At 69.9% G+C, this 17,622-nt stretch carries 11 protein-coding genes; 7 read left to right on the top strand and 4 right to left on the bottom strand.

Annotated elements, in window-relative coordinates; translation table 11 throughout:
- Positions 1 to 109 precede the first annotated feature (109 nt).
- Together ABD899_RS15105 and ABD899_RS15100 are read left to right on the top strand one after the other, a co-directional pair.
- Positions 110 to 2,074, top strand: a complete 1,965-nt coding sequence (locus tag ABD899_RS15105; RefSeq protein ID WP_345207492.1) for a sensor histidine kinase — start codon at positions 110 to 112, stop codon at positions 2,072 to 2,074.
- Positions 2,071 to 2,724 (top strand): response regulator transcription factor, encoded by a 654-nt coding sequence (locus tag ABD899_RS15100; protein WP_345207490.1) that lies wholly within the window; start codon positions 2,071 to 2,073, stop codon positions 2,722 to 2,724. Before ABD899_RS15105 ends, ABD899_RS15100 begins: the two co-directional genes overlap by 4 nt.
- A 180-nt stretch (positions 2,725 to 2,904) precedes the next feature.
- On the opposite strand, the gene ABD899_RS15095 is transcribed toward ABD899_RS15100, so the two are convergent.
- Together ABD899_RS15095 and ABD899_RS15090 are read right to left on the bottom strand one after the other, a co-directional pair.
- Positions 2,905 to 3,132 (bottom strand): hypothetical protein, encoded by a 228-nt coding sequence (locus tag ABD899_RS15095; protein WP_345207488.1) that lies wholly within the window; start codon positions 3,130 to 3,132, stop codon positions 2,905 to 2,907.
- Positions 3,133 to 3,304: 172 nt separating this feature from the next.
- The gene (locus tag ABD899_RS15090) at positions 3,305 to 3,607 is read right to left on the bottom strand and encodes a hypothetical protein (RefSeq protein ID WP_345207486.1); all 303 of its coding nucleotides are present in this window, start codon (positions 3,605 to 3,607) and stop codon (positions 3,305 to 3,307) included.
- Positions 3,608 to 3,694: 87 nt separating this feature from the next.
- On the opposite strand from ABD899_RS15090, the gene ABD899_RS15085 reads away from it, so the two are divergent.
- A complete protein-coding gene (locus ABD899_RS15085; protein WP_345207484.1) occupies positions 3,695 to 4,642 on the top strand; it encodes a response regulator transcription factor in 948 nt (315 codons plus the stop codon).
- 309 nt (positions 4,643 to 4,951) lie between these two features.
- Positions 4,952 to 5,992: a transposase gene (locus ABD899_RS15080; protein WP_345207482.1), complete on the top strand. Its 1,041-nt coding sequence runs from the start codon at positions 4,952 to 4,954 to the stop codon at positions 5,990 to 5,992.
- A gap of 931 nt (positions 5,993 to 6,923) precedes the next feature.
- Here ABD899_RS15080 and ABD899_RS15075 read toward each other — a convergent pair.
- Together ABD899_RS15075 and ABD899_RS15070 are read right to left on the bottom strand one after the other, a co-directional pair.
- Positions 6,924 to 7,916 (bottom strand): hypothetical protein, encoded by a 993-nt coding sequence (locus ABD899_RS15075; protein WP_345207481.1) that lies wholly within the window; start codon positions 7,914 to 7,916, stop codon positions 6,924 to 6,926.
- A gap of 73 nt (positions 7,917 to 7,989) precedes the next feature.
- Positions 7,990 to 13,686, bottom strand: coding sequence for an AAA family ATPase (locus ABD899_RS15070; protein ID WP_345207479.1), 5,697 nt, complete (start codon positions 13,684 to 13,686; stop codon positions 7,990 to 7,992).
- A 544-nt stretch (positions 13,687 to 14,230) separates the two neighbouring features.
- Between ABD899_RS15070 and ABD899_RS15065 the strand changes: the two genes are divergently transcribed.
- From ABD899_RS15065 to ABD899_RS15055, 3 genes are all read left to right on the top strand, one after another.
- On the top strand, positions 14,231 to 15,541 hold the full coding sequence (locus ABD899_RS15065; protein WP_345207477.1) for an ISL3 family transposase: 1,311 nt from the start codon (positions 14,231 to 14,233) through the stop codon (positions 15,539 to 15,541).
- Positions 15,542 to 15,625: 84 nt separating this feature from the next.
- Positions 15,626 to 16,096: a nucleotidyltransferase family protein gene (locus ABD899_RS15060; protein ID WP_345207475.1), complete on the top strand. Its 471-nt coding sequence runs from the start codon at positions 15,626 to 15,628 to the stop codon at positions 16,094 to 16,096.
- Entirely contained in the window at positions 16,093 to 16,422 is a 330-nt protein-coding gene (locus tag ABD899_RS15055) for a HepT-like ribonuclease domain-containing protein (protein WP_345207472.1), read from the top strand. The genes ABD899_RS15060 and ABD899_RS15055 overlap by 4 nt, the downstream gene beginning before the upstream one ends.
- Positions 16,423 to 17,622 lie beyond the last annotated feature (1,200 nt).

Raw genomic sequence — 17,622 nt, 5'->3', positions numbered from 1 at the left:
ACTCTCCACATTCGAGAGGTCCTCCCCCAAGCGGGATCGCGGCGAAGGCAGACAGGTGGCGGGTGGTGTCTGTAGCGTCGGAGGTTGCGGTTGGTTGAGGGTGAGGCAATTGAGCAGGTCCAGGATCCTCGCGTCGGGCTTCGGCGTGTACTGCCTGGGCTCGCTGGCCCTGAACCTGGCCCTCCACGCTGACGGGTCGATCCCGCAGGAGCACGCGGGCTGGTCCCCGATCGTCGCCCTGTTCGTCTTCGTCGTGCCGGTCGCCGTCGTGCTCCTCTGGCATTTGCCCCGACACCCCGTGACGGTGATCCTGGCCGTCTACGTCGGCGGGCAGGTGACGGGCCTGGTGCTGGGGAGTCTTCTCCTGGCCGTGTGGGGCGACCGCCCACTCGGCTATGACAGCGCCCGCCTCGGCAACGCACTCTGGGCACTGAGCCTTCCCCTGCTTCCCCTGCTCATCATGGTGTTCCCGGACGGCGTGCCCGAAGGTCGATGGTGCCGGGTGTTCCACGCCCAGGTCGCTGCCGTCGCGGTACTCGCGGTCACGGCCTTGGTGGACAGCCCGGACGACGGGTTCCATCCCGTCGTCGCTGTCCTTAGCGCCGTCTGCGGCGTGGTGCTCATCGGCACAGCGGCGGTCGCTGCGGTCCGGTTGGGCGTGCGCGCGGTCCGCGACCGCGAGGTCCGCGGCGAAGTTGCCACGTTCGCCGTCGCCGCGCTGTTCATCGTGTCCACGTACGTGGTCGTGGCGCCGCTGTCGCTGGTCCTTCCCGGCCTCGAGAAGCTGGCTCCGATCGTCTTCCCGGTGGTTGTCGCCGCGCTGCCTGCAGCGATCGGGTACGCCGTGCTGCGGCACCACCTGTTCGGCATCAGTTTGGTCCTGAGCCGGCTGCTGGTGGCGGCCATGAGCACGCTCGTGATTGCGGTCATCTATGTCGCTGGCGTGCTGGCAGTCGCCGCCGCATTTGGCGTTCCGGGCGGCTCGCTGCCGGCGGTGCTGGTCCCCGCTGTGCTCGTCGCGTTTGTGATTCTGCCTGCCTACCGTGGCCTGCAGGCCATGGTGGCCCGTGCCGTGTACGGCACGCGCGGGGACCCACTCGCGGTCCTGCGCACCCTCAGCCAGCACTTGGCCCAGGCCTCACCAGAGGATGTGCCCGATCGGATCGTGCACGTGCTGCGCGAGTCCTTGAGGCTGCCCTGGGTGGCCCTAGACGTTGAGCAGGACGGCACCTACACCCGGGCCGCTGAGCAGGGCGTGAGAGACGCGTCCTCGCCGGTCGAGCGCTTCGACCTGTCGTACGCCGGCGGCGTGCCGGGGCACCTGCTCGTCCAGTCCCGCCGAGGAGAACGGACACTGGGCCGGCTGGACCGACGACTGATCCGCCAGGTCGCCGACCAGGCCGGAGCGGCCGTGGCCGCCGCGGGGTACATCGGCGAACTCACCCTCTCACGTGAACGGCTCGTCCTGGGCCGCGAGGCGGAACGCGCCCGACTCCGGCGCGACCTACACGACGGCCTGGGTCCAGCGTTGGCCGGTCTCACCCTGGCGCTGACCGCCGCTCGACGGATACTGCGTTCGGACCCCGACACGGCCGACATACTGCTTCAAACCGCGCAGACCGAGGCGGGCACGTCCTGGGCCGACGTCCGCCGAATCCTCGACGACCTACGACCGCCGGGGCTCGAGGAGCTCGGACTGGTCGGGGCGCTCGAAGAACGCGGACGGGCACTGAGCCGACCGGGCGAGTTCACGGTGACCGTTGCCGCCGATGGGCTGCCGCCGCTGCCGACCGCCGTCGAGACCGCGGCATACCGGATTGCGTTGGAGGCTATGAGCAACTCTGCGCGCCACGCCTACGCCCGCCGGTGCGCGGTGGCCGTGACAGCCGACGGCCAGCTGCATCTCACGGTCGAGGACGACGGGGCCGGGCTACCAGCTCAGCCGATCCCAGGAGTCGGCATCCAGTCGATGCACGCCCGCGCCGCGGACCTGGGCGGACTGCTACGACTGGGGCTCGCCGACGGCGGCGGCACACGCGTCGTCGCCGACCTCCCGATCCAGGCCGTCCCGTGACAGCGCACACCAGGCTGGTCCTGGTCGAGGACCATCCGATGTTCCGGGCTGGTCTCACCGCAACGCTCCAACTGGGCCAGGACATCACTGTCGTCGGGTCGGCGGAGACCGGCGAACAGGCCCTCGCCCTCGTGACCGAGCAACGCCCCGACGTGGTGATCCTCGACATCGGCCTCCCCGACGGCAACGGAGTCTCCCTCGTCCCGCGCATCCTCGAACAAGCGCCGCACTGCCACATCCTCATGCTCACCTCATACGAGGACGACGCGACGGTGTACGCAGCACTACGAGCAGGCGCACGCGGTTACATAGTCAAGAACGCCGACGCCGAGGAGATCGTCCGCGCGGTGCACACGGTGGCGTCCGGAGCCGGCTACTTCTCGGCCAGCGTGGTGGAGCAGATCACCGAACACGTCGCCAGCGGAGGCAGGTCCAGCGACACGTCAACCTTCCCGCAACTGACCCGGCGCGAACACGAAATCCTCGTGCTGATGGCCCAAGGCCGCGGGAACACCTACATCGCCGACTACTTCGTGCTCAGCCTCAAGACCGTGCGCAACCACGTCTCCAACGTGATGGCAAAGATCGGCGCAGCATCTCGCGCAGAGGCCATCGCAAAGGCCCGCGACGCCGGGCTCCGCTCCCAGTGACCCTTCCCACCGCGTCTGCCCGGAATCCAGCAATCCGCAGGACGATCCTCGCCAAAGTCGGCACGGTGCGTCTCTTCGCAGTGGTGGCCGGGGGAGTGTCCGGAACTGCCGCAGATCGGTGGGACGAATAGGCGGCGCAGAGACGCAAGTCGCGAACGGCTGAAGGTCGACCCTGAAAGGTCACTCCCCGTAGCGCGGTCGGTCGCGGTCCTGCTGAAGTCGCTGGTCGCGTCCCGAGCGGTTCCACACGAAGTAGTCCATGAGCACCGATATGAGCACAGCAAGCGGGACCCACACCAGGAACCAACTGGTGCGCTCGGAACCATCCAGCACGAAGAGCCCGACGATGATGAGGAAGGCGAGCCAGAACACGTTGCTTGTGACTGTCTTTCGCAATCGCGGGTTCATGCCCGCAGGGTACCGACCACGGTGCGCGAGGACAGACGCGTCGCGAACGCATTCGGCACCGGGGCTACGGCCGAGCGAAACGCGGCGAAATGACGCACCAGCCTTGGCCCTGAGACCGGCAGGGCGATCGGGCATTCGTCAGGGTGCGGGCCAGGCACGGGCGGCCACCTTGTCAGGGCGAGTTGGTGGTGTCCTCCACCAGGTTGTGGATGACCGCTGAGGGGCCCCCGGCCAGCAGATCGGTGGCTTGCTGCCGGCTCCACACCTGCTCCTGCAGGACGCGATGGAAGGCCGCGGCCGCGTCCTGGCTGTCGAAGACCAGGTCGATCGCCACGTGCGACGCGGCGTCGACCTTGCGGCCGACCCGGACGGAGCGGACGTCGTGTTCGACCCGGAAGTCGTGGAAGCTGTCGAAGACCCGCTTCCAGGCGTCGAAGTCGCGGACCGGGTGTTCGATGTGCAGGGTCGCTGTCATGGCCACCATCGTCCAGACCGGGGCGCGCGCCCTCCATCCCCGATCTCGGGGATCTGTTCGCGACCTCGCCGGTCCTACGCTGCAAGGGTGGACCTCGCCGAGCGGCTGAGCGCACTGGACGGCGAAGGGCTGACGGACCGGGCGCTTCGCACCGCTCAGCTCGACCTGATCGCCGCCCGGGTGGGTTTCGACGCCCACGTGTTTGCCATGACCGACCCCGCCACCGGCATCGTCACCTCCCCGCACGCCACCGTCCCCATGGTCGCCCCCGGTGACCTGCCCGCTGTGATCCGGCGCCGCTACAGCACCGCCGGCGTCACCCAGTGGCGCACGGTCCTGGCGGAGCTCGGGGTCACCGATACGGCGTCCATGACGTTGCAGGACCGGTGGGGACGGTGGGGGTTCCTGGAGTTGTGGCGCTGTTCCGCCGGTTTCACCGATCCCGAGCGTGACCGGCTCGCAGGGCTGCCCCCCGTGCTGACAGCCTCACTGAGGATGGCGGTGGCGCGCACGTTCACCGTTCCTGACGCTCCCCCCACGCGGTTGGAGTCCGGGGTGGTCCTGCTCGACGACGACCTTCAGGTTCGCTCGGTGACCTCCGGCGCCGGGCACGCCCTGATGCGTCTGCTCCCGCCCACAGAGCCGGGCCCGCCGGTGCCGGCCGCCGCCTACAACGTGGTCGCGGCCCTGCTCGCCCACGAAGACGGCATCTGGCCCGGTGATCCCTGGGCCCGCGTGCACCTCGGAGCAAGCAGGTGGGCCAGCGTCCGGGCCGAGCGGCTCGAAGCCCGCATCGCAGTGTCCATCGGCCCCTCGACCACCACCGAGCGGGCGGACCTGTTCGCCCGCGCCCACCAGCTCAGCCCCCGACAGAGCGAGGTGCTCCACCTTGCCCTGCACGGCATGGACACCCGCGCCATCGCCGACGAGCTGGTCATCGCGCACTCCACCACCGAGGACCACCTCAAGGCACTGCTGGCAAAGACCGACTCCACCTCACGCCACCAACTCCTCGCCCGCGCCTTGGGCGGATGAACACCCGGCGGAGAGACTGTGAGGATCGCCAACGCAGCCTGAAGGTGCTGGGCTGTGGTTGGTGACCGCGAGCGTGACCCCCGGAGAGACTGGCCACTGTGCCTTGCTGCGACTTGTCCGCTCGTGGTCACCGGCCCCGGCCGCGGGTTGGAGGAGCTGGCCTGATCAGGAGCTTGACCACCTGGCGTTAGCGGCGCCGGATGTGTCTCATCACAGTCCTGCCGAGCCTCCGTCCCGGACCGGAACCACGTCCCGTCCGGCGAAGGAGAGAACGCATGACCAGTCTGACCGATCTACGTGAGGTGGTCGATGTCGTCATCGGCGTCGACACCCACGTCCACACCCACTCCGCGGCCGTGGTCGATGCTGCCACGGGTTGGTGTCCTGGACGAGATCACCGTCGAGGCCACAGCCCAGGGCTATGGCGAACTGGTGGAGTTCGCCAACAATCACCCGATGTTGCGGGCCTGGGCGATCGAAGGGACCGGCGGCCACGGCGCTGGTCTGAGCCGTCACCTGCTCCAGATGTCGGAGCTCGTCATCGAGCTGGACCGCCCGAAGCGGGCCGCGCGACGCAACGGCGCGAAGTCCGATCCACTCGATGCGATCCGAGCCGCGCGTGAAGCGATGGCTCGACCACGGCTGGGGAACCCCCGAACCGGAGGCGAACGCCAAGCACTGTCAGTGCTCTTGGCTGCACGCCGCTCCGCGATCAATGCCTCCACCGAGGCCCAGCAGCAGGTCTTCAGCCTGGTCATCGCAGCACCCGAACCGATCCGGGCCAGGTTCCGCGGCCAGAAGCTTGCCGCGATGCTCACCACCGCAGCGAACCTGCGAGTGCACGCTTCCTGGGACACCGAGACGACCAACACCGTGGTGGCGCTGCGGACCTTGGCTCGTCGCGCACACGCGATGCTGAAGGAGGCGCGCGAGCTGCAGAAGGCGATGGTGGCCATCATCCGCAGCTGGCGCCCTGACCTGCTCGAGGAGTTCGGCGTCGGACCCATCGTGGCCGCGACGGTCTTGTGCGCCTGGTCCCACCCCGGTCGTGTCCACTCCGAGGCGGCGTTCGCGATGCTCGCCGGCGTGGCACCGATCCCGGCGAACAGTGGCCAGGTCACCACCCGCTATCGGCTCAACCGCGCTACGGCGACCGCCAGCTCAACACCGCACTACACACCGTGGTCCGCAGCCGGATCCAGTACCAGCAGACCACCCGCGACTATGTCGCTCGACGCACTGCCGAAGGCAAGACCAGCCGGGAGATCAAACGCTGCCTGGCACGCTACGTCGCCCGCGACCTCTACCGCCTACTCGAAAGTGGGCCGCCAGCTGCTTGACAAAGCATAGGAGCGTCGCAGGTTGCTGATCGGCGGGGACCGAGCACCGGCTGCAACACGGGGTCGCGACGGTGACGGCACATGCCGCCTCGCTTCGGCGCTGTCGTCAGCCTCTGGACGGCCGCCCGGCGGCGGGATACTTCGCTATGCCCAGACGAGGGTTGGGGTCGCCACGACCGGCCCTGGAAGTCTGCGGGGGCCCGGGCCGCCATGGTCGGGGTCAGGGCGTCGGCCGTATCCTCGGTCAGCGTGCGAAGCGTGCCGGCGGCCACCCGCCCGGACGAGCCCACGTCCTACCTCACCACTGCAGACGGCGTCGAGCCTCCGGGACCGATCGTCGAGCTCGAACTCGCCCTTATCTTCCGGGTGGACGGCCAGATTCGCCTCCGCTCGCTCACGATCGACCTCCACCGCGTGATCGAGAGACGCGCCCCCACAAGCGTTGCTCTTCGGGGTCAAGCCGCCCGAGCGATGCCGCTGGGTGGACCGGGACCTGCCCAGTCTGGAGGGCTGGATGTCGGCGTCCCGCTTGGCGGAGACACTGGACACGTCGCTGAAGCGGCGCATCCTCGGGCAACCCGACGACCGGCGAAGCCAGGTGCCCGATGTTCGACGGAACGAAAGCGCGTGGGGCTCGGATGGCCGCGGGGGAACGCGCAACCCCCGAGTACCCACGGCTCCTCGAGGAGTTGCTCACACGGACCGCCGAACTGGGCGCGGCAATTGAAGTCGGCGTCGTCGACAGCAGCAAGGTGGGGACCTGAGCACGGACATGCGTCGCATCCACGTCAGGGGGCGCCCCTCTCCGTCATCCCCGAGCCGGACTTCGCGGAACTGCGCAAGGGCTTCACACGCCCACAGGGGACATCGGGAGCGATCGCCGTGGAGGTTGGGGAACCCAGCGCAAGCGCATCCCTCCCTCGACCGAGGCGATCACCGCCTCAGAGCGGGATCTTCTCGCGTAGCAACTCAACCTGTCGCGGTTCTGCGGGCCGCCCGTGCGCGAGGTCGTTGCGCACGTCGCGTGCGACCTTCAGGTGGTCGTAGGTGGCCAGTGACAACCCGACGCGTCTCCCCTGCCCGAACATGTCGCCTAGCTCCCAGACGTCGCCGAAACCGGGGGCGACTCCGACGGTGAGCGCCTTGGGGAGGAACTCTCGCAGGATGCGCACGCGATGTTCCTCGAGGTAGGGGAACAGGAGCCGCACCTGCGCTCGCCATCGAAGAACCCGACGTTCCTCGCCTTCCGGGTCGGCGGCAGCCACCGGGCGGTAGCGGCCGTCCCAGAGCTCGACCAGCCCGAGGTCCCAGTGCGGGCGGATCTCCGGTGGAGGAGCCTGCCGGTGAGTCCGTGGGGTGCGGTCGTGCTCACGCACCGCCCGGGGCAGCCCGGTGGCTAACGCGTGCCCGTCCGTCCCTCCGCCGCAGCTCCCCTCCAGCGCCCACGCGGTGACCTCCACCGCCTCTGCGTGGGCGAGCGGGTCCGGGTCCCGCCCGCTCAGGTACAGCTCGGTGTCCAGGCGGTCGACGACGCCCCACCACCAGCGCACGGACACGTGGAGGGAGGGCGTACGGTCCAAGGGTGAGCCCTCGAGGTCGTCCAGGCCGACCCCGACGAGGAGACGGAACCTCTCCCGAGGTTCGCGTCCGCTCTCGTGCGTCAGCGCCTCCCACCGGGTGACGGGGTCGCCAACCGCGTCCTCCCATGACCGCACGGCTGCGCACTGGCCCCGCAGCGCGGGCCAGTGCGCCAGGTCCCACCACGGGTCGCTGCCCGGTCGCCACTCGTGCAGCCGGTCCATCGCCTCCGCCACGCGTGTCGCGAGGTGGGCCTCGCCGGTGTCCACGCAGCGGGCACCGGCACTCGTCGCGACTGCGTCGAGGACGTGGTCTGCGAGGCCGGAGGCGATGGCGAACCGCGGAAAGACGAGCAAGACACTTCGGCCTGCCTCCAGGTCGGCGCAAGCTCGATCCACGAACGCCTTAGGCCCGGGAAGCTCGAGGAGGTCATCGGCCGTCATCGGCGAGGTGCCTCACGGCGCGGTGGACGACCGGGTCGAGCACCAGCGCGGACGGAGCGCCGGTCACGACATGTAGGGCGGCGAGACGGTCGGCCAGCTCGATGAAGACGCCGTCGGAGACGTCCTCGAAGAGGCGCTGGAGGTCGGCAGGGTTCACGGCCTCTCCCGGGGACGCCAGGTTCACCCACCGCCGCAAAGCATCGGGGACTGTGTCCACGCCGACGGACTCGAGGAACGCCGTAGCGGCCGCCGAGGTCCTCGGTATGGAACCCACGTCCTCGACGACGGTGTCAAGAGACGCCCCGGCCGCCACCCGTCGTAGGACCTCGTCCACCAGCTCGGGCCACCCGCTGGTGACGGCGAGGACCTCGGCCCGGCTGCGCGGGTCGACGAGGACGCTGTCGCTGATTGAGCGCAGCGCCTCGTCATTCCACCGCTCCAGAACTGTCACACTCGCCAACCGGGCCAGCCAGGCGGCGATGAGCCCCTCCGCTCGAGGGCCGGCGACCACCACCACCGACTGGCCGGCCCGCCTGGCCACCGTCCGGTGTGCGAGCTCGAGCAGCTGCTCGAGGGGGCCGGGGGGGAGTTGCGTGCCGTCCACCACAGGCAGCACGTCACGCTCACGTCGGGGCCCGGCACCGCTGGACGTAACCCAGCCCGCAAAGTCGTCACCGGCGACCCGGACGGTTCTCCGTTCACGTTCGCGCGCGACCGCCTCGAGGACTTCCGGCACGTCCTGGACGCCCAGGGCGCGGCTGCCCACCACGAGGTGCAGGCCCGCGGATCCACCGGACTGTGGGACGACGATCTGCAGGTCCTGCTCGGTCAGTGGACTGCGGAGCTCCCCACGGCTGGTGCGTACGGTACGGCGAGCCGCCCGGGGGTTGTAGTCGTGGGGGAGCTCGAAGCCGCCCTCGTCCAGCTGCTGCTCGAGGTCGGCCCTGCTCCCCAACATCGAAACGACATTTGGCGAGCGGACCGACACGCGGCCATCCGCGCGCCGGACCAGGACGCCCAGGCCGGCCATCTCCTCCAGGTACAGCCCGAACTCGCGAGCAGTCATGTCACCGAAGCCGACCGGCCAGTAGCCCCGGCACCAGTCGTAGACCTCGGAGGCGTCGTAGGCCGATGTGAAGGCGTCCTCGAAACTGAGCATCGCCACCACGAGCGCGATCACCGCGTACCGGTCCTCCAGCCTGATGGTGAGCCGGAAGCGCTCCGCGAGCTGCTGCCTGACCTCGCGGTCCTGCGTGACGAGGTCCACGTCGGCGCTGGTGATCGTCACCGGAGGCTGGCCGGGAGCCGGGTCGCGCCCTGCCATGCGCGTGGCGAGGTGGTCGCAGACGATCTGCACCAGACTCGCCTGGTAGTTGGTGAAGGCGAGCAAGCGCGAGACCAGGTCACGCGACTCGAACCGGTACCCCAGAGCCGAGAAGGGTTTCTCGACCAGGTCCAGCGCTGCCCTGCGGTCGAGGGGCCCGACCAAGATGTCACGACCACCATGGGCCAGCGGCGTGTTCGAGATCTCGTGGAACCGCTGGACCTGGTGCAGGCCCGCGAACACCGGCTTGAAGCGCCGGTTGGTGCTCTCCATCAGATCCTTGAGCGGACTCACGTTCGGGAACCTCACCGACCGGTTGCCCTCCCGGCGCTCACGTGCCTCGCTCTCGAGGAACAGATCGGCCTCGTCGAGCAGCAGCAGCAGGCGACGTGTCTCGTCCTCCCGCAGCCACTTCTGGGTCTGCTCCACCACCACCTTGGCGGTGCCGCTCGCCACCCGGGGTCCGATGATGCCCTCTCGCTGGAATTCTTCGAGCAGGACCTGCCACAGGTGTGCGGGGTCGTGGGCCTCGCCGATCATCTTGGCCTTGAGGTCGACGTAGACGGCCTTCCTGCCGCCGCCGTCTGAGACAGTCCGGCTGATGTGACGCAGCAGCGCCGACTTCCCGAGCTGCCTTCCGCCGTAAACGAATAGGCTGCCGGCGGGGTCGATGATCTGCCTGGCCTCGTCACTGCGTCCGACGAAGACTTCCTCCGGTACGTCCCCCGCCACGAAGGGCGTGTAGTGGGTGTACGTCGCGTACGGCAGGGTGATCTGCTGGAGCGTGCGGAACGAGCCGGGCGCAACAGCCGCCACGTACCCCACGCAGGCGGCGTCCACGACCAGTGCCCTCACCGCGAGGCGACGGCTGGCACGCAGGAAGTGGCGACGCTCGTGCTCGGTGAGCACCTGCGGGACGAGGATGAGGTTCGCTTCGTCACGCCGGGCCTCCGGGACCAGGCTCAGCGCCTGCTCGGGGTCGAGCCGCTGCGGCGACAGGACGGTCACGTGGTACTGGCCGGCCGCGCGGCTGCCCAATCCGGGTACTACCGAACCGTCACGTGGCTGGGCCTTCACCCGGAACACCTTCGCGTTCCGGATGCCGGCCGAGCTCACATCCGTGACCCGGCTCAGGTCCGTGTCAAGGCCGATCAGTCCCAGCAAGCCCGGGAGGTGCATCTTGGATGAGCGCAGGGGGTTGAGGACGAGGCTTGCCCAGGACTGGAGCCCCTCACGGGCGAGCTCGTCCTCGTCACCGTCGCGCAGCTCTTCGTAGACCTGGTCCGCCCTGGCGTCCGACGGGAGGTCTGCAACCGCCGCGGCGAACACCTCGAGGTGCCGTTCGGTGTCGTCCTGTGGCTCCGTGATGCCTGCGCCGCTCTCAAGCTGGAACAGGTACTCGCGCGCGGTGGCCAGGTCCCCAGCGTCGATCAGTGCTGAGACGCGCGCCGTGGCGTCTGCCGCCGGGCCAGTGAGGTCCGCCAGCCGGGCACGCAACCGCCCCGCCTCCTCCTCGAGCCGACCTGCGACAGTGGTCAAGACCGCGTGTACCTTTTCCACCTGCAGGTCGAACCGCTCGCCGTCGTACGCGGCCAGTGACGCCAGGGCTCCCTCCAGCCGCGAGACGTCCTCGTCCGCGACCGCGCTGTCGGCGCGCGCCCGAGCCAACCCGGACTCCGCTTCGCGGACCATCCCCGAGAGCCGGGCCCGCCAGTTTGACCGCTGGTCCACCAGGCGCTCTCCAAGGCCTGGCCGGGACCCCGCGGCCTCGGCCGCCGCCGCGAGGTTGCCGGACTCCGCGTAGGACTCGACGAGCGCCTCTGCCGTCGGCGGGTCCAGCAGGGCGCTTGCGACGTCCGACCACGCCACTGCACCCAGGTCCGGTTGCTGGTCCGGCCCCCGTGGAACGAAGGTCAGCGGCAGTGAGGCCGCCCGCTGCAGGTCCTCGAGGGTCACGCCCTTCTCGGGCCAGTCGACGCTCGGCTCGACGACCCACCGTCGCAGTGCCTCTAGGAGCGCTGACTCCAGCGAAGCGGCGACCGCTTGGGGCAGGGCACGCGCCTGCGCCACGAGCTGGTGTCGGGTCCCCTCGTCCGCGGCACCGGCGTGCGGACGCAGATTGGCATCGAGGCCGGCGGTGAGGAGGCTGGCCACCTCGTCGATCCTGGCGTTCAGCTGGTTGGCGGCTCCGGCGACGATGTCGTTGCGCCGTTGCTGGGGCGTCGAGACGTGCTCGTCGGCGAGGTTGACGATTCGTTGCCGGGAGCGGGCGTTTCGCAGCTCGGAACTCAGCCGCCGCACGTCGTGGATGGCGGCGTCGTCTCCCTCCGACCACGCGGCCAACGCCGCGAGCGCGGCACCCAGCGGCTGGTCATTCCGGGCGAGGTAGTGCAGCACCCGAGTGGCCCGGTGGTACTTGGTCGTCGCCGACTCGAGCTCGTGCAGCGAGGCCCGGGCTCGGTCGGCGAACTCCTCGCGCACCGGCGTGGCCCGGTCCGGGGCCGCGGTCGGGCGGTGCACGTATCCCTGGTGGGTCAGCTTGGCGACGTGCGAGAGGAATTCGTGCCACTCGGACTCGAGGTGCACGGAGCCCAGGAGCCCGTCTAGGAGGTGACCGGGCGCCCACCCCGCGGCGAGGGCAGTACGGGCGGCCGCGGTGATGGTCGCCACGGCCGCTGCCCTGTCGTCGACGAGTGCGTCGGCGTCGAGTTCTGCGCCCGCGTGCACGGCCTCCGTCGGGGAGATACCGTCGGGCCCGCTCGCGAAAGCTGCGCCGTTGAACAGCAGCGCGTCGGCGAGAAGCTGCTCGCTGCGCGAAGCGCGCACCAGCAGTGCCGCAGCAAGGGGTTGTGACGCGGCCACCAGTGCCGCCACGGGCGTGGTGTCGAGGCCCGCTCCGGTGCCGTCCGCCGGTCGGACCGGCTCCGGCTCCCCGCTGGGGCGCTCACGCTCGGGTCGCGCGTCCGCGGACCCAACTCGTTCCGCACCCGGATCCACGTCCGGGTCACGCTGCGGGTCGTTCTCCGTCGGCTCCGGTCGGGCGGCCCTGTCCGCCCGGGGGGCTGACAGGGCCTCGGTTCCCTGATCCGGCGGGGCCTGCCCGCGCTGGGTGTGCGCCTGCTCCTCGTGCCCGGCCGGCGCCGAGCCTCGGTCGCCATGCTGCTCTATTGGTGTGATCGCTGAGCAGCCGTCCACGGTGCCGCTCTCGGCCGGGGCCCCCGCCGTGACCGCTACCGACGGTTCCGTGTCCGCCCCGGCGCCCTCCGCCACCTCGACGGTGACATCCCCCGGGCTTGTGCTGGCGTGCTGCTCGTCCGCTGGACCCGGCGCGGTCTCCGGCACCATCCCGAGAGTCCTCAGCTCCGAGAGCGCGGACTCCCGGGCCACCGTCAGCCCCGGCGCGACCGCGGGATCCGCCGTCGCCAGCAGCAAGTCCAGCTGCTCGACGTTGGCGAGGAGCGTCGCCGCGCGCTCGGACCGTTCGCGGCTCTCCTGCTCGGCCGCCTGCCTGCCCTGCTCCCGCCGGTCCCGTTCGGCCGCAACCGCGGTGCGGGACGAGGCAAGGTCCGAAAGAGCGAGCCCGTCCGCCAGCGCGCCGACGTCGCCGAGAACGACAGCCCGGTGGGACCCGTACTCCTCGAGGACCGGACCGAGCGTGTCGCCGAGCGCCCTGCCCAGTTCCACGCCGGCCGCTTCCTCCCTCATCAGGGTCGCCGCAGCGGCAGCCAGGCGCGTCAGGTTGGCGAGGCGGACGTCGAGGTCATCGAGGTCGGCGTCCGCCCCGCGGGTCTCCCCCCGGCCTGTGGGATTCGCTGGGGCCATGTCCGGTTCGAACTCCTCCGGCGGGTCGTCCGCGTCAGTGGGCTCCTCCGCGCCCTCAGCAGCCACCGCCGACCCCTCGCCCGCATCGGGTTCGTCTTCCACCGCGGGGGCGGGTTCCGCCAACCGCCGCGGGGTCGACACGATCAGCCGACGAAGGCCATCGAGGTCGCGCGCCGACATCGGCGCTGCGCTCGACTCCTTCGCTGCAAGGAGGCAGACTTTCGCGGGACCTGATCCGTGGGAGGAGGCAACCCCCTCAACCCAGGTGCGGACGTCCTCCAGCTCCGCCGGCAGGCCCTGCGCGAGGTCCCACCCGTCGGGCAGCAGCTCACCCGCCGTGCCCATCACAGCGAACTCCAGGAGCTTGTCGGATCGACGCGGGAGAAGGACCCACTGACGGACAGCGGCCGCGTCCACGCCGTCCATCTTGGCGCCCCCCCGAACCAAAGCCGCGAACGAGTGGCTGCACTCGAGCACGTCGCTCCACTCGTCAGGAGTGAGCACCTTCAGGAACTTCCGCATCTGCGGGATGGACACCACGGAACCCTTCACATCGGTGGGAACGGGTCGGATCGGCAGTCACCGCGACGGCAGGTATCACCTGCCGCCAAGGGAGCGAGAGCGAGGCGCCGAGCCTTCAACGAAGCCTAACCAGAACCTCCGACACACCTCGGGGAGTCCGCGACGCGGGAGGGTCCGTCTCGCGAGATGGACGTTCCGCCGGACAGACTTGGCCCAAGGCCCCGGGCGGGTCCAGCAGGCGCACGTCCGGACACCCTCGCAGCCCGCCGACCGAAATCCCCGGCGTTCCTTGTCGGCGACGCCTAGTCCGGAAGCCGGGCTCGAGGGTCACCTCCGACCTGACTGTGGTCAGGTGGGGTCTCACTGATGAGGAGCATTCAGAGTTGGTAGCCATATCGACCCTGGCTTGATGCCGCGTCCTTGTGGGCGGAGAGACGCGGGTCCATCAGGGCTCTTCCCAAACGAGGGTGTAGGTGAGGTGGGCGCGTCGCTGACTGGATAGGTGTCGAGGTCTCCCGAGGATGGAGGTTCCTACGCCATCCACCTGGAAGACCTCGACGTGCGCGACGCTACCTTCGACTGCCCTGACCTGACGACCTTCGCTGGCTTGGACGAGCTCGGCCTCGTCGTGGTCGGTCAACGGGTTGAGCCTGATCGGGCGGTGTTGGCTTGCCGAGTCGTGGAGCCCGATGACTGGTGCCATCGCTGCGGGGAGCAGGGGTTCGCGCGGGACACGGTGGTGCGAGCCCTGGCTCACGAGCCGTTCGGGTGGCGCCCGACGACGCTGCTGGTCACGGTGCGCCGGTACCGGTGCAGCGGGTGCGGGCGGGTGTGGCGTCAGGACCTGAGCAAGGCTGCGGAGCCGCGGGCGAAGATCTCCCGGTCCGGGTTGGCGTGGGCGCTTCAGGCCCTGGTGGTGGCGCACCTGACCGTCGCGCGGGTCGCGGAGGGGCTCGCGGTCGCGTGGGACACCGCCAACGACGCGGTCCTGGCCGAGGGGCGCCGGGTCCTGATCGGCGACCCGGCCCGGTTCGACGGGGTCGCGGTGCTCGGGGTCGACGAGCACGTGTGGCGGCACACCAGCAAGGGTGACAAGTACGTCACCGTCATCATCGACCTCACCCCAATCCGCGACGGCACCGGCCCGGCACGCCTGCTGGACATGGTCGCCGGCCGTTCCAAGGCGGCGTTCAAGACCTGGCTCGCGGATCGACCGCAGGCGTGGCGCGACGCGGTGCAGGTCGTGGCCATGGACGGGTTCACCGGGTTCAAGACCGCCGCCGCCGAGGAACTGCCCGACGCGGTCGCGGTGATGGACCCCTTCCACGTCGTGCGCTTGGCCGGGGACGCCCTGGACCGGTGCCGGCGCCGGGTCCAGCAGGAGCTGCTCGGCCACCGCGGCCACTCCGGGGACCCGTTGTACCGGGCCAGGCGGACCCTGCACACCGGTGATGACCTGCTTACCGACCGCCAACGCGAACGGCTGATGGTCTTGTTCGCCGACGCCGGGCACGTAGAGGTCGAGGCCACCTGGGGCATCTACCAGCGAATGATCGCCGCGTACCGCGACCCCGATCGGGGCCAAGCCCGCGCAGCAATGACAGCGGTCATCGACTGCCTTCGGAAAGGCGTGCCCGCCGCCCTGGTCGAGCTGCGGCGCCTCGGCCGGACCCTGAACCAGCGAGCCGTCGACGTGCTGGCCTACTTCGACCGCCCCGGCACCAGCAACGGACCCACCGAAGCGCTCAACGGACGGCTCGAGCACCTACGCGGCTCAGCCCTCGGCTTCCGCAACCTCACCAACTACATCGCCAGATCCCTACTCGAGACCGGCGGCTTCAGACCCCGCCTACACCCTCGTTTGGGATGAGCCTCCATCAGCAAGGGCGGACGCTTCTGGTGAACGATGGGCGCTGTCTCTCAAGGGACGAATAGCACTTGCTATAGTTGCGCCATGGACGTGAGGCTGGCTGAAGTTGCACGGGAGAGCGATGCCGCCGTGCGCCGCGCCAGGGATGAGCTGGTGCGGGCGGTGCGCGAGGCGGCCGCCGCTGGGATGACGCAGGCCCAGATTGCCGCCGAGATCGGGCGAAGCCAGCCAGAGGTGTCTCGGTTGCTGAGGTTCCACGGCACGACGCCCTTGGCGCGGCGGCTGCGGGCGGCACGCGCCGAGATCCTGCGGGCCGTCGCGGAAGCCGGCGGCAGGGATGTGCGGGTGTTCGGGTCGGTAGCGCGCGGTGAGGACGACGAAGGGTCGGACGTTGACCTGCTGTTCGTCATGGGGCGACCGCTCAGCCTGATGGAGCTGGGCCGACTCGAGGACCAAGTGGCGGCTGCCGTCGGGGTGCCTGTCGACCTGGTTCCCGAGAGCTCCCTTCGCCCTGCACTGCGTGACCGGGCTCTGGCCGAGGCGGTGCCGTTGTGAGACGCCGCCAGCCGAAGCAGATGCTCCAGGAGGCGATGGCTCACTTCGAGGTCGTGGCCGACTACGGATCGGGCGACCTGTCCGACCAGAAGACGATCGACGCGATCTGCATGCGTCTCTCGGCAGGGATCGAGGCGCTGTCCGGGCTCAGCGCCGCTGACCGCGAGGCGCTGTTCGGTGACGTCTGGAGCCAGATGTGGGGGATGCGCAACCGCATCGCCCACGGCTACCTCCTGGTCGAGCCGGCGATCGTGCGCAGCACCGTCGATCGCGACCTGCCCGTGATGGTCGAAGCGGTGAGGGCGGCCATCGACCGGTCCTCCTGAGTCCAATATTCTGCCGCCGCGACCGCCAGCCATGGGCCCCAAAATTGGCTCCAAAAATCAGTTTTGGTGTCGAAACCGTAACAATGCGCCGGATGCCGACCTGAGCCGTCACAAGGCACCTGACCTGCGAAAACGTCGTCCTGGGTGTCGGGTCGAGTCATCAGCATTCGTGTCGATTCGGGCCTCTGGCGTGCCTACGGATCAGAAGGTTAGGGGTTCGAATCCCTTCGGGCGCGCTCTGTGTTGAGACAGACGACGGGCCCCCGGCCAGCGGAAACGCTGTCGGGGGCTTACTCGTGCCGGCATCCGGAGTGCCTGGTGGCGGTCCGGCCCCACCGGGCCCCAGGACTGGCGCCGGGGTGCCCGGGTCGTCTTGGGGTGACACCGAGGGCGTGAGCGGTCAGCTGAGCAGCGGACGTCCTCGGGTGGGCGGAGCTCCAGCTGTCGATCGGGTCGACGGCGTGGGGCGCCATCGCCGGACCGGGCTGAAGGCAGGAGCGGACGTTCTGCCTGCATCAGGGCTGAGTCCGGTGATGCACGCCGCGCGACAGGCCGCGCCCTCTGCATCACCTGTGGCCGGATCGACCACACGAGTGAGCAGAACATGCCCGTGATCGAGAGCGACGCCGCGCGTGTCCTGCTCACTCGATGGCCTACCGCTGCAGCCTTCGACGGCGGTCGGAGCCGGCGTCTGCCGCATCCACGGCGCGTCGGGACGTGAACGGTCGGGCGGCGTGCCCACGGTCCAGCTGCTGGCGCCGTGGAGGTGACCTGGCCGTCGCAACCGCGCGACAACAGTGCCGTCAGCGATCTGCAACCCGGTGTCCCGACCGTGGATGCAACGCCGCGGATCGGCCGCGGGGAGCCCGAGGAGGATCCATGACGAACGTCCCAGCACGTGAAGCGCCGTCCTTCAGCGGGGGACCCCAGTCGTTCCCCACGACGGATGCTCCCGGACGTCCCGGCGCCGGGCACCGCCGGCGCAATCTCGTTCTCGACCTGATCGCCGTGTCCATCGCGGCCGCCAGCGTCGTCGGTGTCCAGTACGCCCGAGTGTCCAGCCAGGCCCCAGTGGTGGCGCATCACCGGGTTCGTACGTCGACAGGCCCTTCCGCGGGCAGGTGGGCATCCTGGTCGGCGCGGCAGCCATGAGCGACGGGTCCTGGGCCAGCACCTTGGCCTCCACGGCCGGCAACTCCG

The sequence above is a fragment of the Fodinibacter luteus genome (assembly GCF_039541575.1).
In the GTDB taxonomy this organism is placed as follows: Bacteria; Actinomycetota; Actinomycetes; order Actinomycetales; family Dermatophilaceae; genus Fodinibacter; species Fodinibacter luteus.
Note: the sequence above shows the minus strand (reverse complement) of the source record. Positions and strands in the feature narration are given on the sequence as shown.

Bases quoted from the DNA above. Each gene is read 5' to 3' on its own strand.
- ABD899_RS15060 (WP_345207475.1), top strand. From the start codon at position 15,626: ATGGACGTGAGGCTGGCTGAAGTTGCACGGGAGAGCGATGCCGCCGTG.
- ABD899_RS15095 (WP_345207488.1), bottom strand. From the start codon at position 3,132: ATGAACCCGCGATTGCGAAAGACAGTCACAAGCAACGTGTTCTGGCTC.
- ABD899_RS15090 (WP_345207486.1), bottom strand. From the start codon at position 3,607: ATGACAGCGACCCTGCACATCGAACACCCGGTCCGCGACTTCGACGCC.
- ABD899_RS15080 (WP_345207482.1), top strand. From the start codon at position 4,952: ATGTCGTCATCGGCGTCGACACCCACGTCCACACCCACTCCGCGGCCG.